Raw genomic sequence first — 23,376 nt, forward strand, 5'->3', positions numbered from 1 at the left:
TTTTATGGCGGAAGTAGAACAGCAGCCCACTTCGGCACCAAGCTCTCCTAAGAAGAAGCGTCGCATTTTGCGTAGCTTCTTGCTGACGATATTGATCATATTGTTATTATTGGCTTCTTCGTTAGTCATCATGATGTCAACGGATCGCGGAAGCCGTTTTTTATTAGATCGGGTTTTAGAAGCTCAGAAAATAATTAAATATGAATACGAAGGCGGCAACTTATTGCGAGGCATTATTCTCAAAAATGTGTTGGTGCAATTAAAAGACGTTGATGTTTCATTAGATCGAGCTGATGTAGGCTTAGGATGGCGTTCTTTATTATTAGAAAAAGAAGTGCATTTAAGCCATGCAGATGTACGCAACTTACGTATTATTAATAAAACTCCGCCTTCTGGTAAACCGTTTGAATTTAAACCAATCAAGTTACCCTTTGTTTTACGCGTAGATGAAGGTGATGTTGATCATTTAGAAATTAAGTTGGCAACCTCAGATGTAAGTTTTCATGACGTTCATTTGCAGGATGCACTTTGGTCAGAGACCAAACTGGAATTTGAAAAATCTAGTATGGATATGGGCTATCTTTCAGTCCATAACGCAACAGGTAAAATGGATTTCAGTGGTAAATATCCATTAGATGCCACAGCAGATTTAAGAATCCCATCTTTAAAAAGTCTAAATATTCAAAATATTAAAGTGGCTGCTCGGGGAAGTTTAGATACTATAAAAGCTGGGGTTGCAACAACCACTCCCGATCTATTAACAGGTTGGGTAATATTGCATCCGGTTCGCGATGAAGTTCCAATGCAAGGTGAACTATTATTAAAAAACTATCATTTACCTTTGCTACAAGAACAAAAACTATTTGCAAAAAATGGTGTGATTAAGTTTCAAGGTGATATTAAACAGCTTAATTTGGCACTTGATACAGATTTAAAGGGTGAGAATTTACCTGAAGGTCAGTACAACGCTTTAATGAATACTGATTTAGTTCATCAGCTTAATATTACCGATTTTAATGGCCAAGTTATGAAAGGTGCCGTTAATCTGAAAGGTCTGGTGAATTGGAAAGATCATGTGACTTGGGACATCAAAGGTCGTTTAGATCGCATTAATCCTAAAGACAAAGCGATTCCTCAGGTGGTTCAAGACTTCTTACCGCCAAGTTTAGATGCTGCTATTGCTTCAACTGGTTCTTTGGAAAAAGGCACAGAAGTATTTGCTAACGTTGATTTTGACCGTTATGAGTCTTGGAAACTCAAGCTTAATCAGGCGCCTGAAAAAAATAATAAACCTCAACCAATGCTCATGAATGTGGCGTGGGCGAATATAGACCGTGCAATGCCTTATATTGGATGGTTAAGTAGTGATAATGGTCAAGTCGATTTAACATTACGTGACGGTCAACAAGATATTAAGGTTGCTACAAAAGTATATCAGCATGAAAAAACTTTATTGCCAGCAGGACAATATCTAGCCAACCTGAATGTTAAAGATAATATCTTAAATGTGCCTAATTTTAGTTTTGCTGCTGAAAAAGGTAGCTTAACAGGTCAGGCTAAAGTTTTATTACCTACTGAAAAACGTCAGCTGGCTTGGAATGCTTTATTAAATGCAAAAGATTTTAATCCGCAAAGTATTCATGCAGCAGCGCCGGTCAATTTATTAAACGGTTCGATTAAGGCAAATGGTTTCGCTAAACCAAACCAGCAAATTATTCAGTTTGAGAAAATTGATTTAACTGGTCGATTAGCTCAAGCAGGTCAAGAAACTGTAAGTTTAGGTGGAAAAAGTACAGCAGCATTATTATTTCATGATGTTAAAGCTGGTGGCGGCTTTAAAGGCTTTGCGGTTAATTATGACGGGTCTTTAAAAGCCTTAAAACAGGCAAATGGTTTGTTGAAGTTTTCTATAGCGGGCACGCCAGATTTTATTCGAATTAGCCAGTTACAACATGATGGGGTGGCTGGAAAAATCTATGCTACTGGTTCTGTCAATTTAAAAGACCGCATTGCATGGGATATTAATAGTTCATTAGTACGCTTTAAGCCTCAATATTTTGCCTCAACTGTTAAAGGTGAAATTTCAGGAAACCTGAAAACTCAAGGGGTTTGGTCTGATCACTTGAAGCGAATTAATATTCAGCAATTGAATCTTGCAGGCTTTTTAAATAATAAACCTGTTCGGGGTAAGGGTAATCTATCTCTATTGATGGATTCCAATCAAAATGGCTTTTTACCTCAGCAATTTGAAGCGAATAACTTATTTTTAGTGTATGGACAGAACCAGTTACAAGCTACTGGCAATGCACAAAATCTAAAAATTAAGCTGAATGCGCCAGCACTCTACGAGTTATATCCAGGACTGCGCGGACGAGCTTATGGTGATTTGAATGTTCAATCACAACCACGTTTAAAAGCAACAGCCAATATTGCCGTAGATAATTTTGCTTTTAATACACTTGTAAGTGTGAAGAGATTGAGTATTCAGGGTGAGCTTCCAACATCGGAAACAACACCGACTCAATTAACCGCAAAATTAAATAATCTGCGTAGCGGAAATAGAGAAATCCAGTCTGCTGAAGTGAATTTGACAGGAACAAGAAAAGCACATTTATTGAAAGTACTTGGCAATAATAGTGTTTCCAAGTTCTATGTTCAGTTGGCAGGTGGATTTAATCAAAAGAATGATTGGTTAGGTCAAATCCAAAAAGGAAGTTTTGATTCACGACGAATTCGTCTGGCACAAAATCAAAATGCTCCAGTAATTTTTTCTTCAGCGAAATCTGAGCTATATGTGGGTCAACATTGCTGGCAAAGTACCAATAGTCAACTATGTTTTGATCAGCCGGTACGAGTGAGTAAAGCACGAGGTAATGTTTCTTTTGTAACTCAGAACATGGATTTAAGTGACTTCGCAGCATTTATGCCAGAAGGCTTAGCGATGACCGGACAATTAAATGGTTACGCCAAGGCATCGTGGGTAAATGGTGGTAATCCAAAACTTGATGCACGTTTAATTACGCGTAAAGGTGAAATCGGTTTAGCTGCTGAAGATCCGCAAGACCCTGCGACTACTCTGGCTTATGATGAGTTAGGCGTGATTGCAAAAAGTGTATCAGAGGGACTGTTATTCCGAGTTGATGTGAAAACACCAGATATTGGTACGGGTTACGCGAACGTTATTATCAACCCATTCCAGTCTTCAATGCCAATGCATGGTGAAGTGGCCTTTAATGATGTTCAATTAAAAGTCTTGAAACCATTTATTCAAGATGTTCGCTCAATGAGTGGAACGTTAGCCTTGGCTGGTAAAGTCAACGGTACATTAACTCAACCTCAGTTTACTGGTGAAATGCGTCTGAAAAATGGTGCGATTAGCATGATTTCTTTGCCAGTAAATCTAACCAATGTGCAGGTATATTCATCAATTCGTCAGGATATGGCAACAATTGATGGAGCATTTAATAGTGGGCAAGGTGTAGGCTTGCTTAAAGGTAGTTTTGAGTGGAAAGATGCGCCACGTCTTCAATTAAATCTGAAAGGTGATAATTTACTGGTACGTCAAGCGCCATTAATTACCGCAATTGCCAACCCGAATCTGACACTTGATATGTATCCTTTTGATAAGCGGTTAAGTTTAAAAGGATCTGTAGATGTTCCTCGTGCACGTATTTCAATGCCAGAAACGACTGCTCCAATTATTAATACTTCATCAGATGTTCGCATCGTGCGCCAAGGTCAAGACCCACTTGCAATTTTACGGGCCGCTAAACCTTGGGATATTCGAGCTGATATTTCTGTTAATATTGGAAAACAAGTTATCTTCCAAGGCTTTAACAGTAATATTCCATTAGTTGGTCGTCTAAACTTAAGCCAACGTGGTTATGAAACTGCAATGAGAGCTAATGGGGCGATTGGTGTCAGCCAAAAAGTGAAAATTGAAGCTTATGGACAAAGTCTAGACTTGAACCGAGCAATTGCCCGTTTTAATGGACCATTGGCTAACCCGACTTTAGATATCGATGCGAACAAAAATGTTCAGGGAAGCATGGTTGGCGTACGTGTTACAGGTACTGCGACATCACCAAACATTCAGGTCTATAACGATGCAGGCTTATCTGAGCAAGAAGCATTGAATGCGCTTGTGACTGGTCGTATTAATGAAGGTTCGAGTGGCTTGAGTAATGCAGAAGGTTTTAAATCTGATGTAAACAACACCATTGCAGCTGCAGGTATTAGTATGGGCTTGGGTGGTACACGTGCTTTAACTAACCAGATTGGACGTACGTTTGGTTTGAGCGGCCTAGCTTTAGATGCACAAGGTACAGGTGATGATACGCAAGTGAGTTTAACGGGTTATATCACACCAGATCTGTTTATTCGCTATGGTGTTGGGGTGTTTACTCCTGTAAATAAACTTACTTTACGTTATCAAATGAATCGACGTTTATACTTAGAAGCAAGTCAGTCTTTAGAAAGAGCGATCGACTTATTCTACAATTGGCGCTTTTAGTTGATTGAAACCAATAATGAATGAATTAAAAGCTCACTATTGTGGGCTTTTAATTTAATAACATTTAAAAAAGTTTAGTATTTATGATTTAAAGTATCGCTTCTCTTAAGAGTAAAGAAGCCTTGGATAGGTATTGATTAAAGAAAATTCACTTGAAAATTGCTGTTTTATAAATTAGTTTTCAGAAACATTAAATGAAATTAGATTGATATACCTTGTTGATAAATGCAAATAAGGTGGGTTTTTTCAAGGATATAGTAGTGAATATAGATACTTATGTTGAAATTAAAAATGGCAAGGAAAACGATATCAACGTTAAATATCGTGGCCTAATTCAAAAATTAACAGCAACATTGTCATTGACGCTTTTGTCATTTGGATGGTGCTCCACCGTAAATGCTGCACAACAACAAATTGCTTTAGTAGGTACATGGACATCAATTCCTAATGCACCGCTTGCGCAAAAACCAAAACAAGCCAGTGAAGGCTTATACCAGCTTCACGTGAATAAGGATGGAACTTTAACTCCCGTTAAAGTGTTGAAAATGAAAAGTCCTTCTTGGATTGTGAAATCGAAAGATGGCCGTTTTGCATATACCACTAATGAAGAAAACGAAGGTGCGGTGACCGCATTATCTATTCAAAATGGAAAGGTGGAAGTGTTGAACACAGTGGATAGTCATGGTGGACATCCAACACATGCAACAATTAGTTTAGATGGTAAGTTCCTGTTTGTGTCGAACTATTCAGCGTTCGATAAAGGCCGTGGTGGTGTGGCTGTTTTGCCAATTTTACCAAATGGCCATTTGGGTGAAAAAGTACAAAATATTGTTTTTGAGGAAGGTTCTGGCCACGTCAAAGGCCGCCAAGAAAGTGGACATGCTCATTCCACAACTTTTAGTCCGGATGGTAAGTATTTATATGCTAGTGATCTTGGAAATGACAAAGTCTATGCATTTCGTTATAACCCGAACAAGGCTCAGCCACTTGAAGCGGATACCAACCGCGATGTAACTTTTACACATGGTTCTGGCCCGCGTCATATGGTCTTTTCACCCAATGGCAAACATGCATATGTTACCGCAGAAATGCGAAGTGAAATTGTGACATTTAACGTGCAAGATGGTCATTTGAAAAAAGTGGCCGAGCTAAAACTAATCCACGAGGACAAAACACCTGAATTTAAGAGTGCGAGTGGAATTATCCTTAGCCCAAATGGTAAATATGTGATTGCTGCCAATCGAGGTGCAGACAACAAACTTTTAGTATTTAAAATCCAACAGAATGGATTGCTAGCTAAGCCAGTTGTTTATAAAGCGAATGGTATTGAACCTCGTGCATTCTCATTTGATGCATCTGGTAAGTATCTATATGTAACCAATGTTTATAGTAACAATATTAGTTTATTCCGTTTTGATGCAAAAAATGGCACCTTAAAACCAGCTGGCGATGCAGCAAAAATATCAACACCTACGGATATTAAATTCTTTAATTAATCCAAAACATGAAACTGACCTTTCTAGTACTTAATACAAAAGACCGAGATTTTGTTATCTCGGTTTTTTATAGCAGTTTTGGCAAAAACGATGATTTTCCGTATGATATGGGCAGCAATAATTAGTGTAGTGAAATGATGAAAAAGATTTTATTGATTGCAATGAGTTTGCTCTTTGTTGGTTGTTCGGAAAAGAAACCATTAACACCAGAAGAGCAGTGGCATGGCTTTTGTACTAGCGTAGGAAATGCTGCAAGAAGTATTGTTTTTGATCGTCAGCAAGCAATTGAAAAAACTCAGGCAGTTGAGCATGCAAATAAGATTGAAGATGAGATAACTAAAAAATTCATTCTTAATATTATTGAAAAAGTTTATGCAATTCCAAAAGAAGAACTGACAAAAGATCCTCAAGCAATCCAAGAAAAAGTTAGAAAGCAAATGATGGATGAATGTTTGGCAACACCTCATGACAAAATGCCAAAATATAAATCATTCTAATTGTGGATGAGGTTATTGAATTTTCATCCGGCTAAAGCTCTTTTTGCTTAAAAATAGCTCAAATCCGCCTAATATGCTCATTATTTAGACACAGGTATTTAGATACAAAATAATGGGCATCACGGAGAAACACCCCGCGCTCATTAACTTTTACCTTGAACTCTAGTAAACTTTTGTAGTCCATATTACTTGTGAAGCTTTTAAGAAAGCTGGAATTTGCAAGTAATTTTTCAAAAAAAAGAGGAATGAACACCGTGCTAGAAGCTTACCGCCAACACGTTGAAGAACGTGCCGCACTCGGAGTCCCACCGAAGCCACTTGATGACGCTCAAACAGCTCAGCTTGTTGAACTATTAAAAAATCCACCAGCAGGCGAAGAAGCGTTCTTGGTAGATTTGCTTGAAAACCGTGTTCCTGCAGGTGTTGACCAAGCAGCTTACGTAAAGGCAGCATTCTTGGCAGCGATTGCAAAAGGCGAAGCAACTTCACCACTCGTTTCTAAAGAACGTGCAGTTTACTTACTTGGCACTATGCTAGGTGGTTATAACGTAGCACCACTTGTTGAACTTCTTGACAATGCCGAACTTGCAGGCTTAGCTGCTGAAGCATTAAAGAAAACTCTTCTTGTATTTGATGCATTCCATGATGTAGCAGATAAAGCAAAAGCTGGTAATGCAGCTGCTAAAGCTGTTTTACAATCTTGGGCTGAAGCAGAATGGTTCACTAGCCGTCCTGACGTTCCAGAAGAAATCAAAATCACTGTGTTCAAAGTAACTGGTGAAACAAATACTGATGACTTGTCTCCAGCTCAAGATGCTTGGAGCCGTCCAGACATTCCATTACACGCAAATGCAATGTTGAAAAACGAGCGTGATGGTATCAACCCTGAAAAACCAGGTGAAGTTGGTCCATTAAGCCAAATTAAAGAACTTATCGCTAAAGGCAATCAAGTTGCTTACGTTGGTGACGTTGTTGGTACAGGTTCAAGCCGTAAGTCTGCAACTAACTCTGTTCTTTGGTTCTTTGGTGATGAACTTCCACACATTCCAAACAAAAAAGACGGTGGTGTGTGCTTAGGTTCTAAGATCGCTCCAATTTTCTTCAATACTATGGAAGATGCAGGTGCATTACCTGTAGAAATCGACGTTGCTAATATGAACATGGGCGACGAAGTAGTATTGAAAATTGACCATGCTGCTGCAAAAGTAACTGCTTTTAAAGATGGCGTGCAAATCTCTGAAGCAGATCTTAAAACTCCAGTACTTTTAGACGAAGTACGTGCTGGTGGTCGTATTAACTTGATCATTGGTCGTGGTTTAACTGCTAAAGCACGTGAAGAATTAGGTCTTGCACCTTCTACATTATTCCGTACTCCAGTACAACCTGCTGACACTGGCAAAGGCTTCACACAAGCTCAAAAAATGGTTGGCCGCGCATGTGGTTTACCAGAAGGTCAAGGTATCCGTCCAGGAACTTACTGTGAACCTAAAATGACTACAGTTGGTTCTCAAGATACAACAGGTCCAATGACTCGTGACGAGTTAAAAGACTTAGCATGCTTGGGCTTCTCATCTGACTTAGTGATGCAGTCTTTCTGTCACACTGCTGCGTATCCAAAACCAGTTGACGTAACAACTCACCATACATTACCTGACTTCATCATGAACCGTGGTGGTGTATCTTTACGTCCAGGTGACGGTATTATCCACTCTTGGTTAAACCGTATGTTACTTCCAGATACAGTAGGTACTGGTGGTGACTCACATACTCGTTTCCCAATCGGTATTTCATTCCCAGCGGGTTCTGGTCTTGTTGCGTTCGCAGCAGCAACTGGTGTTATGCCACTTGATATGCCTGAATCTGTACTTGTTAAGTTTAAAGGTAAAATGCAACCTGGTATCACTTTACGTGACCTTGTACATGCAATTCCTTACTACGCAATTCAAGCGGGTGATTTAACTGTAGAGAAGAAAGGTAAGAAAAATATCTTCTCTGGTCGTATCCTTGAGATCGATTTATCAGAAATGGAAAATGACTTGACTGTTGAGCAAGCATTCGAACTTTCTGATGCGTCAGCTGAACGTTCTGCTGCTGGCTGTTCAATCACACTTTCTGAAGAGAAAGTTGCTGAATACCTACGTTCTAACATCACGATGTTGAAGTGGATGATCGCAGAAGGTTATGGCGATGCACGTACACTTGCGCGTCGTGCTGAAAACATGCAGAAGTGGTTAGATAACCCAAGCTTGTTAAAAGCTGATGCTGATGCTGAATACTTAAAAGTTTACGAAATCGATCTAGCTGACATCAAAGAACCAATTCTTTGCTGCCCGAACGATCCAGATGACGCGAAACTTCTTTCTGACGTTCAAGGCGATAAGATTGATGAAGTATTCATCGGTTCTTGTATGACTAACATCGGTCACTTCCGTGCAGCTGGTCAGTTACTTGACAAAGTACCTGGTGGTTCATTGTCTACTCGTTTATGGTTGGCTCCACCAACTCGTATGGACGAGCACCAATTAATGGAAGAAGGCTTGTATAACATTTATGGCCGTGCTGGTGCACGTACAGAGATGCCGGGCTGTTCATTATGTATGGGTAACCAAGCACGTGTAGCGCCGAACACAACTTGTGTATCGACTTCTACTCGTAACTTCCCGAACCGTTTAGGTCAAGGCGCAAACGTTTACTTAGCGTCTGCTGAGCTTGCATCTGTAGCTGCGGTTCTTGGTAAATTACCAAGCCCAGAAGAATATCAACAGTACGCGTCGCAAATCGACAGCGCTTCTGCTGACATCTACAAATACTTAAACTTCGACAAGATGAGCGAATATACTAAAGAAGCTGATCAAGTTGATACTAAGAAAATCCAAGCTGCTCAATTGACTTAATACGTCGATTTAGTACAAAAAAGGAGCTGATTATTCAGCTCCTTTTTATTTTAAATGAGACTTTGTACATTATTAGACTTAGAAAATAATAAATAGATCAAATTTTATTTAATGAAAATGTAAAAATAAATATTACTCTAGATATTAAATTGATTTTTGTTTTAAAATATTTGAACGAACTTGAAAATAATTAAAAAAAATATGAGTATTTTATATAGGGAACTTAAGAATGCTAAAGACAATTGTTGAATTTAAATTTGATGATTATCAATTATATGACCAAAAAACTTATGCTGATGAAGGTAGTATTTTAGTTCAAAAAACTGAAGATATTGCACAATATATTTTTAGTATATTAAAGAATAGATATCATTTAAATGTAGAGTTATATAGTGAAAGCTGGGGGTGGGAAATTGAGATTCCCTTAGCTGAAATAACGATGTATCTCGGAATTAGTGTTTATGAAGAATATAGTAATGGATTCGCAATTTTTATTTCTCCAAATACTCCGATTTTAAGAAAATTTCTATTTAGAAAAATTGATATTACTCATCATATTATGGTGTTGCAAAATTATATAAATATTATCTTAAAATCGCATCCAGGCATCTATGATGTGATGTGGTGGGAAGAGAATGAATTTCGATGTGTAGCCACGAATTGATGAAAAAAAATTAAGGCTCAAATATTGGGGTAAGTAAAACAAAAATTGTTAAAGACTATATTGGTGAATAGAGGCGATGAGCTTACTATATCTACAATATTAAGTGGTCAGATCAATATGCATAATTCAGCTTGGAAGGGATTACGTAAGTTTTTTTATAATAATCTTCACAACCATGACTATGAAACGACGGTAAGTAAATGCATTAACTATTTTTTAGTTATTTTAATTATTGGTAACGTCGCTGCTGTTTTATTAGAAACAGTAAATGATTTGTACTCAAATTATCGTATTTGGTTTGACTACTTTGAGAATATTTCAATCGCAATTTTTAGTATTGAGTATTTATTAAGGTTGTGGAGTGTTGCAGATCGAGATACGACACAATCCGCATGGAAAACTCGCTTGAATTGGATGAAAAGTGGGGAAGCAATTATTGATTTGATGGCAATTTTGCCAGCTTACCTGAATTTCTTTGTACGAATCGATCTTCGTATGCTTCGGATTTTACGTCTACTTCGTTTATTAAAATTAACACGCTATTTCATCTCACTACAGATATTGTTATGTGTGATTAAACGCGAGAAGGGATCTTTTCAAGCAGTTATCTTTATTTTAATTATCATGATTATTATGACTGCTTCTGGAATTTATGTGGTTGAAAACAAAGCTCAGCCAGAAGCTTTTAGTTCAATACCTAAATCTATGTGGTGGGCAGTGGTTACCTTAACTACAGTGGGGTATGGCGATGTCACTCCTGTAACTAGCCTAGGAAAGTTATTAGGGGCGCTTATTACTATTTTAGGTGTGGGTATTGCAGCATTGCCTGCTGGTATTTTGGCGTCTGGACTTGCAAATGAGCTTAATCAACGGAATCAGAGACTAGAGCAAGAGTTTCGTGAGCTACTTCAAGCACGAGGTATTGATATTTTACATAATGAAATTGAAATAGAGCGGATCCGTCAAAAAGTAGGATTGCCAAAAGAGCAAGCGCATAACCTGATTATTCAAATTATGCGTGAAAAAGTATTAGAGGAAGAAGAGTCTGTTCGAGAGAAAAAATGTTATTGCCCGCACTGTGGTGGAAAGCTAACTGATTAGAAGTAATAAGTTAGCCTTTTCTTTAATTAAGCTTTTTTGTTAGCTTTTTCTACTGCAAATGCGATAAGTAAAATAATCAGACCGCCAAGGCTTAAAACAAAACCTACCCAGATTGGAGCGATCCAACCCATTTGGTGACTGAGTACCCAGCCCCCTAAAAATGCCCCTAATGCATTGGCCATATTAAATGCAGAGTGGTTGAGTGAGGCAGCTAAAGTTTGGGCATCACCTGCAACATCCATTAGACGAGTTTGTAATGCTCCGCCTAATCCCATTACCGTGAGACCAATTAAAAATAAAGATGCGATGGCAGTATAGATATTACTCATTAAAAAACTAGCGACAACAAAAGCGATAGCTGAGCTAATTAATACACCCACTATAGTTTTGTTGAGGTTCTTATCTGCAAGCCATCCTGCCGCTAAACCACCAATAACCATACCTATACCCCAGATAGCTAAAGCGATAGGAACGATTTGGATATTAACTTTTGTATATTCAGTCAAAATTGGTGAGACATAGCTATAAACTGAAAACATGCCTCCAAAACCGATTGCACCCACTGCTAGTGTTAACCACATGTTGATATTTTTAAGGCCAGCTAATTCAGTTTTTATACTGGCAGTAGCTTGAACTGGGATATTGGGTACAAAGAAACCTACAGCAATTAAAGTGACGAAAGCAATAGTTGCTGAAAACTCAAAACCAGCTCTCCAACCAAAGTTTTGGCCTAACAAAGTTGCTAAAGGAACTCCAATTACAGTTGCGACTGTAAGCCCCATCATCATTTGGGCAACCGCAGAAGCTCTTCTTGATGGACCCGCTAGTTCAGCTGCAACTAATGCACCGACTCCAAAATATGCTCCGTGTGGTAAACCTGCAATGAAACGTGAGATTAAAACAGTTTCAGGTGTATGAGCTAAAGCAGTAAAGGCATTCGCAACACCATAAAAAAGCATTAAGCCGAGCAATAAAGTTTTCCTAGGTACTTTAGCTCCAAGAATTGCGATGATAGGAGCACCAATAACTACACCCAATGCATAGGCACTAATAAAGTGACCAGCTTCAGGTACTGTAATATTTAAATTATTTGCAATTTCCTGAATCAGTCCCATTGCGACGAATTCAGTGGTTCCAATACAAAAACCACCTACAGCGAGTGAGAAAATTGCTAAAAAGAGAGAGTAATGTTGAGGTGTGGAAAGAGGAGATTGCGGGGACGCCATAATAAGTTGAAGCAAGACTCAAAAAGAGAAGTATAAGGGAAAAGAGAACAGAATAATAAAAAACTAAAATATTGAGGGGAAAGTTTGCGTATTTCTTTTTTAGTAAAATTAAATTTATTAATGATAATAAGAATTATTTTTATTTGTGTATACTGTATCCGCTTATATTTTGTCTGAAATTTTAACTTTGCGTATAACAGGATTTTGTAATAATGAATAGATTTCTAATGATGTCACTTGCATTGATATCTACAACAGGCTTTGCTCATGAACCTTATGTAGCTCCTGTAGCTTATAAAACTGAACAAACTCAAGTACCCGTAATTGCTGGTTATGCGGAAGAAGCATTAAATAGTGAATATGCTTTAAAGGATGCTAAGCTTACTGTAATTACACCTAAAAATGAGCTTAAAACCGTCAATTCAGAAGCCCTGAATAAGTCTGCTACTGTTTTTGATGTAGATCTACCTGAAGAAGGCACATACATTGTTCAAACTCAGGCAAATTATCCTTTGAAATATGTATACGACCAAAAAGCATGGCATTTATTTTTTGATATGCCAGCTGATAAAGCTCCACCGAAAGCAGAGCGTGAATATTTGATTCCGACTGACCTTAAAACAAAAACAATTAAAACAGAACAAGTAACACGTGAGTGGATATTGCAGAGTTATCTTTCTAAAGGAAAAGTTTCAGATATTCAACTTCCGAATACACCGATTAAAGTTAGTTTCTCTGTACATCCTAACCAGATTAAAGCTGTTCAACCTGTTAAATTAACCATAACTGAAAAAGGGCAACCTTTAGCTTATGCTGAAGTGAATTTAAGAGAAAAGGGTGCAACTGAGAAGCAAGCGCAGCAGTTTAAGGCAGGAAGCAACGGTCAAGTTGAGCTTACGTTTCCAAAAGCTGGAGAGTATTTAGTAGAAGTAACAGCTCCTCTAAATTTGAAATTAAAACCTAAAGATCAGAGCTATACGATTATTAGCTTAAATGTTTTAGCACAATAGTTTTTAGTGTTTTAAAAAAATAGGCCTTTATTAGGCCTATTTTTGTCTTATAGTTTTTAACTACTTTAAAAAATTTTTATAAAATCGTTTTAATTTTCCTTCATTTTTGAATGATACCTAAATTCATACCATGTAAAAATAGTGAAATAAAATTCATGTTGAGACAAACTAACTAATTTTATGTTAAAGTGAATAAAATTCATCAATAAAGATTTGTCGAAAGTTTTATGGAAAAGCAAAGATGAGCTTTATCCATTTATAGATAAATCTGTTTTTTAGGCTTGGGCCCATGTTAGAAATACGCCACCTTAAAACTTTAGTTGCTTTACGTGAGCATGGTTCATTAGTTTCGGCAGCAAATGACCTTTGTTTGACGCCATCTGCTATTTCCCATCAATTAAAAGAATTAGACCATTGGTATGGAGTAGAAGTAGTTAATCGTCGAAGTAGACCTGTTAGTTTTTCTAATGTTGGACAGCGCTTATTAAAGTTAGCAGATGATGTTTTACCACAAATCCAGATTACACATAGTGATATCACACGTATTGTGCATGGACAGACAGGTAGAATTATTTTTTCATCGGAATGCCATAGTTGTTTTGACTGGTTAATGCCTTTATTAAATCAGTATCGCCAGCAATATCCTGACGTCGATTTAGACTTTGCTTCGGGGTTTGAAGCTAATCCACATGAACTCTTACAAAATGCAGAATTTGATTTATTGATTACAGCTGACCCAATCGCGTTAAAAGGAATTGAGTATTTTCCGATTTTTGAATATGAGTCACGGTTAGTCTTATCAAATACTCACCCTTTGGTGCGGGCTGAAAATATTACAGTTCAAGAGTTGGCCGAAGAAGTTTTAATTACTTATCCAGTAGATAAGCACCGTTTAGATATTATGTCTAAACTTTTCATCCCCGCGAATATTCAGCCTAAACAAATACGGACAACAGATTTAACTCAAATGCTTATTCAACTTGTTGCAAGTGGACGAGGTATTGCTGCTTTACCTGATTGGGTGGTGAATGAGTATGAACAAAAGGGATGGGTTACTAGTCGTCGTTTAGATTGTGTTTCTCCTACAGGTTTAAGACGAACTTTATATGCGGGCTACCGAACTGAAGAAAAAGAGAAAAGTTATTTTGAAGGCTTTTTAAAGCAGTTAGAAAAGTTCTCTCTAAAGCGAAACGCTTATTATTCTGGCTAAAAAATAATTTAGCCTAAGTGTTAAAAAGGTGCTTTATTGCACCTTTTTTATGTCAATTTCTTATTTGCCAATGAATAAAGAGAGTAGGCCTGCCGCAATTAGAGGACCGACTGGTACACCACGGAGTAAAGCGACACCAGCAACTGTACCAATGAGTAAACCTGCAACTACGTCAGGTTGGCTCGACATTAGTTTTACTCCGCGACCACCTAGCCAGGCGACTAACAGGCCAATTGCGATAGCCATAATAGACTTAACACTAATAAAGGATTTTAAAATACTCTCTCCACTGAGTTTCCCACTGGCAATTGGAGTGAGTACGCCAATGGTTAAAATAAGAATTCCTAAATTAAGACCATGAGCTTGAATATAAGGGAAAAACTCATTTAATGGTGTGATTTTAACGACAATCAACACACCTGCTGCAATAGTTACAGCTGCATTTTGACTTAATAAGCCGCAGACAAGCAGAACGAGTAGAACAACTAAATTAACATCAAATTGGGCAAGCATGGCGAGCGGAGGGCATTATAAATAAATGGAATTGTATAATATTTAAGACTTGGAATGTGAAAGCTTTAAAAGATACAGCTGATTTCAGCTCTTCTTAATTAAAAATTGAGTGTATATCTCTCAATGATAAGGAGTTTTAATTTTTGGTTACGCTTGGAAACAATGTTATATAAATTAACAAGTTAAAAATTATAGCGTTTAAAAATTATGATATAAAAATAGTCATTACTCATGAGTACGGGATATTTTTATGGACATTATAGATATCAAGATCAAAGATCAGTTTGATAAGATTCATGATGCAAAAGCACAACTAAAGAAAAATTTAGTGGAACATGAAAATGAATCTTTAAAACTAAGCCAACGTATTGAGCATATTATTGTTGATAATGAAATTATTTTGCCTACTACAGAATTATTATTTGAAAGCGAACAGAATGAAAATATTTATCGAGTCGTTGAAGAGTAAGGGTGCGAACTAGTTTAAGTAGATGAAAACAGTAGCGAGTAGTATTTAGTAAAAAATGGAAACTACGTTAAAATAACAGCTTAGTTCTAATGAGAAAACTTCATGCTGCTGGAAAAAATTTTACAATCACAAGGGTTTGGTTCTCGTAAATATTGTCAGCAGTTAATAAAAAACGGATCTGTAAGTATTGATGGAGAGGTTGTAAGTGACCTTAAAAAGCAATTCTCTCCAGAAAATTTAGAATTTTCTCTTTTTGGGGAAACTTATCAATATCGAGAAAAAGTTTACCTTGCGTTAAAGAAACCGAAAGGTTTTGAATGTTCACACCAACCTCACCATCATCAAAGCGTATTTAGCCTTTTACCCGAAATTATGATTCAACGTGGTGTGCAAGCCATTGGCCGTCTAGATCAAGATACAACAGGCTTACTTTTACTTACTGATGACGGTAAATATCTTCAAGCTTTAACTCATCCCCGTAAGCATGTTCCAAAGGTTTATCATGTTACGACTATAGATCCGGTTACACCAGAGCAAATTGAAATGCTGAGCCAAGGTGTAAGCCTACATCAGGAAAAAGGTGTTTTCGCTGCAACGGATATAGCGATATTAGAAACGCATCAATTAACCATGACGATTCATCAAGGTGTTTATCATCAAGTAAAAAGAATGATTGCAGCTGTGGGAAATAAGGTAGAAGCATTACATCGCCATCAAGTCGGGCAATTGGTTTTACCTGAACTTGAAGATGGAGAATGGGTTTATTTATCTGAACAACAAAAACAGCTCGCTCAAAATATCATTTGAGAAAACAATGGAAGGTTTGGAACTCACTATCTCGAATAAATCCCATTTGTTCATATAAACGATGAGATTCATGATTGTTGCTTTGAGTTTCCAAACTAATCCGCAAAGCATTCTCTTGCTTTGCAAATAAGATTGCTGTATCGATTAGCTGTTTAGCAGAACCTTGACGTCGGAAAACAGGCGTAACATATACATCATCTAAAATATAGTAAGTTGAACAAGCAACTGAAGAAAAACCTAAATAGAGTAAAATAAAACCCGTAATTTTATCGTCTTTAATATGAATGAAGAACACACTTTCTCTATTCTCAAAACGTTGTTTTAGGAAGTGAAGTGATTCATTAAAATTAGAAGAGGCCCCATAAAATTGGCGATATTCATCAAATAAAACGGCGAGTTGCTCTAAATCTTCAAAAGTCGCTCGTCTAACGATCATTTGGCACTCCTTGTAACTTATCATTATGTTTTTACAAAGAGAGCATAACGAAAAAAAGAGCTTTTTGACGTTAAAACTTGTTTATAAATGCAACAGTGTTAAGTTTTGTCGCTTTCACCAAGAAGTGCATTCAACTCTTCAAATAAATCTTCATGGTCATCATCTTCAGCTATAGTTGATGAGTTTTGGTTTAATGAAGATGCTTTTGCTTTTCTCAGTTTTAATAATTGTTCCATATTAATATTCTGATTTTCGATTGCAAAAGGAATAGATTTAGTTAATACGACCTGTTTAAAAAAAAGTCGTACTGCTTGGGCAGGGGTAATTCCCAGTTGTTTAAAAACAGCAAAAGCCTGCTTTTTTTCTTGGGAGTCAAGTCGAACCTGATAAACTTCTGTTTTTCGCATGAATAACAAAACCAAATGATTTTAATTTTTAGGAATTTATTTTAAACCATCGCAATGTAATTTCAATGCTTTTTGGCATAAAAAATAATCTTTTTGTCATTACGGTTACATTACAATGTCAATTCAAACTTGGAATTAAAAGACATTCCCTCTTTTGTGAGGGGGTCTGTAAATGAAATATGCTTAGCCAGAAGCTGTAATGGTTCCGAGAAGTCATCCTCAGCTTTGTGCTGAACTACTGGATAAAATGGATCATTTTTAATAGGAATTTCTAAGTAATTAAGATGCACTCGAAGTTGATGCTGTTTGCCCGTTGTAGGAGTTAAGCGATATTTTGCCCAAATCTCGTTGTGCTCGATAAGCTCAATATCAGTCTGGGTATTGGCTTTCACATTTTCTATAACCTGCATCGTATAAAAAGGATGGCCTTTATCTAAATGCAAATATAATGTTTGAGGAAAATTTAAATCTTTTTTATAAGGTGCAATAGCGTGATAAATTTTATTGACTCGGCGCTCTGCAAATAATTGGTGATAAATACCACGCGATTCAACACGTTTGCAAAATAGAACAACACCCGCGGTTTCGCGGTCTAAGCGATGAATAGGGGTTAAAAATTCATTGCCTGTTTGTTTTTTTAGCCGTACTAAAAGCGTTTCTTGAACATATTGTCCTGTCGGGCTAATTGTTAAAAAATGTGGTTTATCGACCACTAATAAATCATCATTCTCAAATAAAATCCGATGTTCAAATGGAACGTGGACTTCATAAGCAAGAAATCGATAATAAAAAATATGACTATTACTTTGGTATGGACTATCTAATGTTAGTTTTTGTCCATTTGCCCCATAAATAAGCCCGTCTTGAAATCTTTGTTTCCACTCATCTGTTCTAATATGTGCAAAGTGACCACAGAGATACTCATAAATTGTTTGAGTGTCTTTTTGTTGAGGAAGATAAACTTGGCTTGCGCTTACACCATCAATCATAGGTGGCAAAAAATCGTTCGGACTAGACATAAAAAAGTGTAAATATGTAAGAAAATTGATATAAAAAAGCCAACTTCTAGGGCTTAAGTAGGCTTTTAAGGCAGGGCAATGTTATCATATCGATTATTTTGAATCATGTTATGTGTGCTATGTCGTATTCATTGAAATTGCTCTTAAATCATGAAGAAGATACTGAGCGTCTAGCTCGAGCTTTGGCGCAGCATGTTCAGTCGGGTGTAATTTATTTAATTGGGGACCTAGGTGCGGGTAAAACCACACTTACTCGTTATTTTTTGCAAGCTTTGGGTCATAAAGGTTCTGTTAAAAGCCCAACTTATACCCTCGTTGAACCATATAAAATTAATGACAAAGAAATTTTTCATTTTGACTTATATCGCTTGAATGACCCCTACGAACTTGAATTAATGGGAATCCGTGATTATTTAGATATCACAGATGCGTTATTTCTATTTGAATGGCCTTCTAAAGGTGGAGATGAAATTCCACAAGCGGATATCATCATTGACATTCAAAAGTCAGATGATGAGTTGACTCGTTTAGTAACGTTAACTTTACCAACAGAAAATTTGTACCATACTTTGCAGGAACAGCTTCATGACTGATGAAAAGCTAACACAACGTCGTATTCATACATTAGACGCAGCGTTAGCGAACCAGATTGCAGCAGGTGAGGTGATTGAGCGTCCTTCTTCTGTGGTCAAAGAATTATTAGAAAACTCAATTGATGCAGGTGCAACTGAGCTGATTGTACGGATTGCTCAAGGTGGTTCGACTTTAATCGAAATCATTGATAATGGGCATGGTATTCATCCAGATGATTTAGCACTTGCTGTCATGCGTCATGCCACAAGTAAGATTAAAACCGCTGAAGATTTACATGCGATTGTGAGTTTGGGGTTCCGTGGGGAAGCCTTAGCTTCGATTGCTGCGGTTTCAAGATTGACTTTGACCAGTAGCCAAGATGAAAGTGGTATTGGTCATCAAGTTGAAGTAAACGGTACAGCATTTGATCATCAAGAAGTACAAGCAGTTGCTGCTCAAAAGGGAACCCATATACGTGTTCAGGACTTATTTTTTAATGTTCCTGCACGCCGTAAATTCTTAAAAAAACCAACCACTGAATTTGGGCATATCGAAGAGATTGTTCGCCGTCTGGCTCTAACGCATTTCGATATACGTTTTGTGCTTGAGCATAATGATAATATAAGAATTAATTTACCTATAGCGGATAGTGGAGAGCTACGTTTTCAGCGAGTTCAGCAATTATTAGGCTCACAATTTGTTCAAAATGCATATTGGATGGATGCTGAAAGTATTAGTATGCGTTTATCAGGTTGGCTTGGTCATCCTTCAGATGCACGTGCACAGGCTGATATGCAATATGTCTATGTAAATGGTCGTATTGTCAAGGATAAAACGATTTCGCATGCGCTACGCATGGCCTATGACGGTATTTTACATGGTCATCAACATTCATCTTATTTACTTTTTTTAGAAGTTGACCCTGAAAATATTGATGTCAATGTCCATCCTACTAAACATGAGATTCGATTTTTAAATCAAAGAGAAGTGCATGAGTTTGTAAGACATTATGCAAAAGAAACTCTCGCACAATTTCAGACAGCGAGTGCTGATCTAGCTCAAGCGATGAAAGCGGATGAAAGCTCAGATTATTCAGTACAACCTCAGCCCAAATATCAAGAACAATTTTCATTGCACCGTGCAAATGAAACTTTAAATTCAGACAGTGAAGCACGAACTCAGCCTGCACCGACAGAATTATTAACTGATTTTAACGCTAGTCGTCCGCAAGCTGTTCACTATGCAGATCAAACACCAAAATATAATGGTTCTGCTCTACTAAATAATGCTTTAAAAACTTATTTAGCCCCACTTCGCGACCAACCTACTAGTTTTTCGGTAAATGAGGATGTTGAGCCAGTTGCTAAAGTAGATGAATTTCCATTAGGTATCGCAATTGCTCAACTGCATGGAATTTATATTTTAGCGCAGAATACCGAAGGGCTTATTATTGTTGATATGCATGCGGCACATGAACGTATTTTATTACAGCAAATGAAAAATGCTTGGGATAAACCTGAATTTTGGACATCTCAGCAATTGCTTATACCTAAGGTGATTTCCATTAGCCGTATGCAAGCCGTTAGAGTTGAAGAGTTAAAACCTCAGCTTGAGCGCTTAGGTCTGGAAATTGATTTATATGGTGATGAGCAAATTATTGTTCGCGGTGTGCCTGCCATATTACAAAAAGCTGATTTTGAAAATCTTATTCCAGAGCTTTTAAATGATTTAGATCCAAATGATGAAGCACAAGGATTACTTCAAAAAAGAGATGAGTTGTTAGCTGGAATGGCATGTCATGGAGCCGTACGTGCGCATCGACAACTCAGTCTTTCAGAAATGAATGCTTTACTTCGTCAAATGGAACAAACCGAATTTGCGAGCCAATGTAACCATGGGCGGCCAACTTGGCGTGCATTCCCATTATCTCAATTAGATAAATTATTTGCTCGAGGAGAGTAGTTTTACATGTCAAATCAATTGCCCGTCATCAATTTAATGGGACCAACTGCGAGCGGAAAAACCGCTTTGGCATGTGAATTATACGAGCGTGGAAATTTTGAGCTAATTTCTGTTGATTCCGCTCTTGTCTATAAAGATATGGATATTGGCACGGCTAAACCAACTCGTGAAGAGCAAGAACTCTATCCTCATCATCTTATTGATATTATTACTCCTCTGGAAGTCTATTCAGCTGCTCAGTTTGTTGAAGATGCATGTAAATTGATTGATGAAATGCATTCACGTGGCAAAACTCCTATTTTAGTAGGAGGGACAATGTTATATTTCAAGGCATTGTTAGAAGGATTATCTGGTAATTTACCAAGTGCTGATGCTCAAGTTCGGGCAGCAATTGAAGAAAAAGCTCTAAACGAAGGATGGCAGGCAGTTTATGATGAGCTGGTTTCTGTAGATCCTGCTGCTGCTATAAAGTTTAATGTAACTGATAAGCAAAGAATTATTCGGGCTCTTGAAGTTTATAAAATTACCGGTGAACCAATTACTAAATTGCAGGCAGAACAACCAAAAAACGTACCATATCGATACATATTTCATAACTACGCTTTACTTCCGGATCGGGTAGAATTACATCAACGCATTGAGCAAAGATTGAGCAAAATGTGGGATATCGGTTTTTTGAGTGAAGTTGAAGCTCTAATTGAAAAATACGATTTAGATGAAAATTTACCCTCAATGCGTTCGGTGGGCTATCGACAAGCACTAGAATTTCTATTAAAAAGTGATCTAAGTCTCAAAAGTAAACGTGAAATGGAGGATAAAGCTTTATTTGCAACACGACAACTTGCCAAACGTCAATATACGTGGTTACGTTCTTTGCAAGAAATACACGATTTTAAAACTTACTTGACGATAAAGCAGGCGAAAGAAGACTTGCGAAACTCTTATGGATAAAGCAAAATTTGCACACTGTCTTTTTATAATTTTTAGTTGAAAAATAAAGATAGTTTTTTTGCGCTGATTTAAAAATTTTTTTTGGAGTTAAAAATGTCTAAAGGTCAAACTTTACAAGATCCGTTCTTAAATTCTCTCCGTAAAGAACGTATCCCTGTTTCTATTTTCCTTGTGAACGGTATTAAATTACAGGGTCATATTGAATCTTTTGACCAATATGTTGTTTTATTAAAAAATACTGTAAGTCAAATGGTTTACAAACACGCGATTTCAACTGTTGTTCCAGCACGTAACCCTCGTCCAGCAGGCGCACAAGGTACAGGCTTCCCAGCACAAGGCGGCACTCAAGGCGGTTTTGGTGGTCAAGGTAGCGGCTTTGGCGGCGGTCAAGGCGGTGGCTTCGGCGGCGGTCAAGGCGGTGGCTTCGGTGGCGCTCAAGGTGGCTTCGGTGGTCAAGGCGGCTTCGGTGGTCAAGGTGGCTTCGGTGGTCAAGGTGGCTTTGGTGGTCAAGGCGGCTTCGGTGGTCAAGGTGGTTTCGGTGGTCATCAAGGTGGTTTTGACAACGATTCTAAATTTGAAGATGGTCAAGATGACGAAAATAATCGTTAATTGAAATCTTAAAAGAAACCAGTCAGACAATGACTGGTTTTTTTATGTGTATTTAAAAGTTGATTCAGAATATTTAACTGGTCATGGAGAATGATTTGCTATGATGACTAATTTTATTTAAATAAATAGGGCTTTAATGAATGCTATTAATATTAGCTGCTGCTTTTAGCAGCGTCTTGGTATCTATCCTATTAAAAAATTTAAAGAGAAAAGGTTATCAACCACTACAAATGATTGCATGGAACTATGCAAGCGCAAGTCTTCTTTGTTTTTGGTGGTTTCAGCCTGATATTCAACATGTTTCAATACAACATACTCCTTGGTGGTTAATCTTTGCTTTAGGAATAATTTTACCTAGTATTTTTTTATGTCTTGCTAAATCATTAGAGTATGCAGGAATTGTGAGAAGCGAACTTGCACAGCGTCTTTCAGTTGTTCTTTCCTTACTTGCGGCATATTTCTTTTTTCATGAACAATTTAATACCTTAAAACTGTGGGGTGTAGGCCTAGGGATTTGTGCGGTCTTACTCGTATTATTTGGGCAAATAAGTTCTTCAGCAAATCACCAATCTCGAAAAGCGATCTTTGCTCTTTTAAGTGTATGGTGTGGTTATGCAGCAGTAGATATTCTCTTGAAATATACAAGTAGTTTAGGTCTGCAGTTTACACTCACTTTAAATCTTATTTTTATTACTGCTTTTATATTGTCGATTTCATATTTATTGCTACAGAAGACTCAAAAGTGGCAGTTTAAAAGTACGATAGCTGGGTTAATATTAGGAATACTTAATTTTTCAAATATTGCTTTATATGTAAAAGCTCATATTCTTTTAAAAGATTCTCCTGCTATTGTTTTTGCGAGCATGAATATTCTTGTTGTGTTATTTGGAATTTTAAGCGGAGTGATTTTATATAAAGAAAAATTAAAATGGCCTACTATTTTGGGGATCCTTTTAGGAATAAGTGGGGTAGTTTGTTTAGCTAGCGCAATGGCTTGATAGTTCAAGAGAATAGAATCT

The 23,376-nt window shown here is 37.3% G+C and carries 20 protein-coding genes; 15 read left to right on the forward strand and 5 right to left on the reverse strand.

Annotated elements, in window-relative coordinates; all coding sequences use genetic code 11:
• Positions 1–4: 4 nt before the first annotated feature.
• From WBW42_RS11585 to WBW42_RS11610, 6 genes are all read left to right on the forward strand, one after another.
• On the forward strand, positions 5–4,513 hold the full coding sequence (locus WBW42_RS11585) for a translocation/assembly module TamB domain-containing protein (protein ID WP_032055686.1): 4,509 nt from the start codon (positions 5–7) through the stop codon (positions 4,511–4,513).
• Positions 4,514–4,773: 260 nt separating this feature from the next.
• The gene (locus tag WBW42_RS11590; RefSeq protein ID WP_032055688.1) at positions 4,774–6,009 is read left to right on the forward strand and encodes a lactonase family protein; all 1,236 of its coding nucleotides are present in this window, start codon (positions 4,774–4,776) and stop codon (positions 6,007–6,009) included.
• 134 nt (positions 6,010–6,143) lie between these two features.
• Complete coding sequence (locus WBW42_RS11595; protein WP_005068569.1) at positions 6,144–6,506, forward strand: hypothetical protein; 363 nt, start codon at positions 6,144–6,146, stop codon at positions 6,504–6,506.
• Between the two features lie 254 nt (positions 6,507–6,760).
• Positions 6,761–9,400 carry a bifunctional aconitate hydratase 2/2-methylisocitrate dehydratase gene (locus WBW42_RS11600; protein ID WP_002119674.1) on the forward strand — a complete coding sequence of 880 codons (2,640 nt, stop codon included), beginning with the start codon at positions 6,761–6,763 and terminating at the stop codon, positions 9,398–9,400.
• Positions 9,401–9,629: 229 nt separating this feature from the next.
• Positions 9,630–10,064 carry a hypothetical protein gene (locus tag WBW42_RS11605; RefSeq protein ID WP_017385424.1) on the forward strand — a complete coding sequence of 145 codons (435 nt, stop codon included), beginning with the start codon at positions 9,630–9,632 and terminating at the stop codon, positions 10,062–10,064.
• 117 nt (positions 10,065–10,181) lie between these two features.
• Positions 10,182–11,165 (forward strand): ion transporter, encoded by a 984-nt coding sequence (locus WBW42_RS11610; protein WP_032055694.1) that lies wholly within the window; start codon positions 10,182–10,184, stop codon positions 11,163–11,165.
• A 26-nt stretch (positions 11,166–11,191) separates the two neighbouring features.
• On the opposite strand, the gene WBW42_RS11615 is transcribed toward WBW42_RS11610, so the two are convergent.
• Positions 11,192–12,391: an MFS transporter gene (locus tag WBW42_RS11615; protein WP_032055696.1), complete on the reverse strand. Its 1,200-nt coding sequence runs from the start codon at positions 12,389–12,391 to the stop codon at positions 11,192–11,194.
• Positions 12,392–12,603: 212 nt separating this feature from the next.
• On the opposite strand from WBW42_RS11615, the gene WBW42_RS11620 reads away from it, so the two are divergent.
• Both WBW42_RS11620 and WBW42_RS11625 read left to right on the forward strand, forming a co-directional pair.
• Positions 12,604–13,401, forward strand: coding sequence for a DUF4198 domain-containing protein (locus WBW42_RS11620; protein ID WP_032063242.1), 798 nt, complete (start codon positions 12,604–12,606; stop codon positions 13,399–13,401).
• Positions 13,402–13,690: 289 nt separating this feature from the next.
• Positions 13,691–14,611 (forward strand): LysR family transcriptional regulator, encoded by a 921-nt coding sequence (locus tag WBW42_RS11625; protein WP_002122195.1) that lies wholly within the window; start codon positions 13,691–13,693, stop codon positions 14,609–14,611.
• 60 nt (positions 14,612–14,671) lie between these two features.
• Here the strand turns inward: WBW42_RS11625 and WBW42_RS11630 are convergent, their stop codons facing one another.
• Positions 14,672–15,124, reverse strand: a complete 453-nt coding sequence (locus tag WBW42_RS11630; RefSeq protein WP_017480868.1) for a DUF441 domain-containing protein — start codon at positions 15,122–15,124, stop codon at positions 14,672–14,674.
• A 250-nt stretch (positions 15,125–15,374) separates the two neighbouring features.
• Between WBW42_RS11630 and WBW42_RS11635 the strand changes: the two genes are divergently transcribed.
• Positions 15,375–15,593, forward strand: a complete 219-nt coding sequence (locus WBW42_RS11635; protein WP_002122273.1) for a hypothetical protein — start codon at positions 15,375–15,377, stop codon at positions 15,591–15,593.
• Positions 15,594–15,695: 102 nt separating this feature from the next.
• A complete protein-coding gene (locus WBW42_RS11640; protein ID WP_032055701.1) occupies positions 15,696–16,400 on the forward strand; it encodes a pseudouridine synthase in 705 nt (234 codons plus the stop codon).
• Here the strand turns inward: WBW42_RS11640 and WBW42_RS11645 are convergent.
• The 3 genes from WBW42_RS11645 to WBW42_RS11655 form a co-directional block, all read right to left on the reverse strand.
• Positions 16,393–16,836: a GNAT family N-acetyltransferase gene (locus WBW42_RS11645; RefSeq protein WP_002122286.1), complete on the reverse strand. Its 444-nt coding sequence runs from the start codon at positions 16,834–16,836 to the stop codon at positions 16,393–16,395. The two genes, WBW42_RS11640 and WBW42_RS11645, sit on opposite strands and share 8 nt — an antisense overlap.
• A 98-nt stretch (positions 16,837–16,934) precedes the next feature.
• Positions 16,935–17,243, reverse strand: a complete 309-nt coding sequence (locus tag WBW42_RS11650; protein WP_005068595.1) for a type II toxin-antitoxin system RelB/DinJ family antitoxin — start codon at positions 17,241–17,243, stop codon at positions 16,935–16,937.
• 110 nt (positions 17,244–17,353) lie between these two features.
• Positions 17,354–18,262, reverse strand: coding sequence for a pseudouridine synthase (locus WBW42_RS11655; RefSeq protein WP_032055703.1), 909 nt, complete (start codon positions 18,260–18,262; stop codon positions 17,354–17,356).
• A gap of 119 nt (positions 18,263–18,381) precedes the next feature.
• On the opposite strand from WBW42_RS11655, the gene tsaE reads away from it, so the two are divergent.
• The 5 genes from tsaE (at position 18,382) to WBW42_RS11680 (ending at position 23,355) form a co-directional block, all read left to right on the forward strand.
• Positions 18,382–18,855 carry a tRNA (adenosine(37)-N6)-threonylcarbamoyltransferase complex ATPase subunit type 1 TsaE gene (gene tsaE / locus WBW42_RS11660; RefSeq protein WP_032055705.1) on the forward strand — a complete coding sequence of 158 codons (474 nt, stop codon included), beginning with the start codon at positions 18,382–18,384 and terminating at the stop codon, positions 18,853–18,855.
• Positions 18,848–20,797 carry a DNA mismatch repair endonuclease MutL gene (mutL, locus tag WBW42_RS11665; protein WP_032055706.1) on the forward strand — a complete coding sequence of 650 codons (1,950 nt, stop codon included), beginning with the start codon at positions 18,848–18,850 and terminating at the stop codon, positions 20,795–20,797. Before tsaE ends, mutL begins: the two co-directional genes overlap by 8 nt.
• A gap of 6 nt (positions 20,798–20,803) precedes the next feature.
• Complete coding sequence (miaA, locus tag WBW42_RS11670; protein ID WP_019767611.1) at positions 20,804–21,748, forward strand: tRNA (adenosine(37)-N6)-dimethylallyltransferase MiaA; 945 nt, start codon at positions 20,804–20,806, stop codon at positions 21,746–21,748.
• 93 nt (positions 21,749–21,841) lie between these two features.
• Entirely contained in the window at positions 21,842–22,357 is a 516-nt protein-coding gene (hfq, locus tag WBW42_RS11675) for an RNA chaperone Hfq (RefSeq protein WP_032055709.1), read from the forward strand.
• A gap of 140 nt (positions 22,358–22,497) precedes the next feature.
• Complete coding sequence (locus tag WBW42_RS11680) at positions 22,498–23,355, forward strand: EamA family transporter (protein WP_284106078.1); 858 nt, start codon at positions 22,498–22,500, stop codon at positions 23,353–23,355.
• Positions 23,356–23,376 lie beyond the last annotated feature (21 nt).

This window comes from Acinetobacter sp. LT1 (assembly GCF_059800965.1).

Bases quoted from the DNA above. Each gene is read 5' to 3' on its own strand.
- WBW42_RS11585 (WP_032055686.1), top strand. From the start codon at position 5: ATGGCGGAAGTAGAACAGCAGCCCACTTCGGCACCAAGCTCTCCTAAG.
- WBW42_RS11595 (WP_005068569.1), top strand. From the start codon at position 6,144: ATGATGAAAAAGATTTTATTGATTGCAATGAGTTTGCTCTTTGTTGGT.
- WBW42_RS11605 (WP_017385424.1), top strand. From the start codon at position 9,630: ATGCTAAAGACAATTGTTGAATTTAAATTTGATGATTATCAATTATAT.
- WBW42_RS11610 (WP_032055694.1), top strand. From the start codon at position 10,182: ATGCATAATTCAGCTTGGAAGGGATTACGTAAGTTTTTTTATAATAAT.
- WBW42_RS11615 (WP_032055696.1), bottom strand. From the start codon at position 12,391: ATGGCGTCCCCGCAATCTCCTCTTTCCACACCTCAACATTACTCTCTC.
- WBW42_RS11620 (WP_032063242.1), top strand. From the start codon at position 12,604: ATGAATAGATTTCTAATGATGTCACTTGCATTGATATCTACAACAGGC.
- WBW42_RS11625 (WP_002122195.1), top strand. From the start codon at position 13,691: ATGTTAGAAATACGCCACCTTAAAACTTTAGTTGCTTTACGTGAGCAT.
- WBW42_RS11630 (WP_017480868.1), bottom strand. From the start codon at position 15,124: ATGCTTGCCCAATTTGATGTTAATTTAGTTGTTCTACTCGTTCTGCTT.
- WBW42_RS11635 (WP_002122273.1), top strand. From the start codon at position 15,375: ATGGACATTATAGATATCAAGATCAAAGATCAGTTTGATAAGATTCAT.
- WBW42_RS11640 (WP_032055701.1), top strand. From the start codon at position 15,696: ATGCTGCTGGAAAAAATTTTACAATCACAAGGGTTTGGTTCTCGTAAA.
- WBW42_RS11645 (WP_002122286.1), bottom strand. From the start codon at position 16,836: ATGATCGTTAGACGAGCGACTTTTGAAGATTTAGAGCAACTCGCCGTT.
- WBW42_RS11650 (WP_005068595.1), bottom strand. From the start codon at position 17,243: ATGCGAAAAACAGAAGTTTATCAGGTTCGACTTGACTCCCAAGAAAAA.
- WBW42_RS11655 (WP_032055703.1), bottom strand. From the start codon at position 18,262: ATGTCTAGTCCGAACGATTTTTTGCCACCTATGATTGATGGTGTAAGC.
- tsaE (WP_032055705.1), top strand. From the start codon at position 18,382: ATGTCGTATTCATTGAAATTGCTCTTAAATCATGAAGAAGATACTGAG.
- mutL (WP_032055706.1), top strand. From the start codon at position 18,848: ATGACTGATGAAAAGCTAACACAACGTCGTATTCATACATTAGACGCA.
- miaA (WP_019767611.1), top strand. From the start codon at position 20,804: ATGTCAAATCAATTGCCCGTCATCAATTTAATGGGACCAACTGCGAGC.
- hfq (WP_032055709.1), top strand. From the start codon at position 21,842: ATGTCTAAAGGTCAAACTTTACAAGATCCGTTCTTAAATTCTCTCCGT.
- WBW42_RS11680 (WP_284106078.1), top strand. From the start codon at position 22,498: ATGCTATTAATATTAGCTGCTGCTTTTAGCAGCGTCTTGGTATCTATC.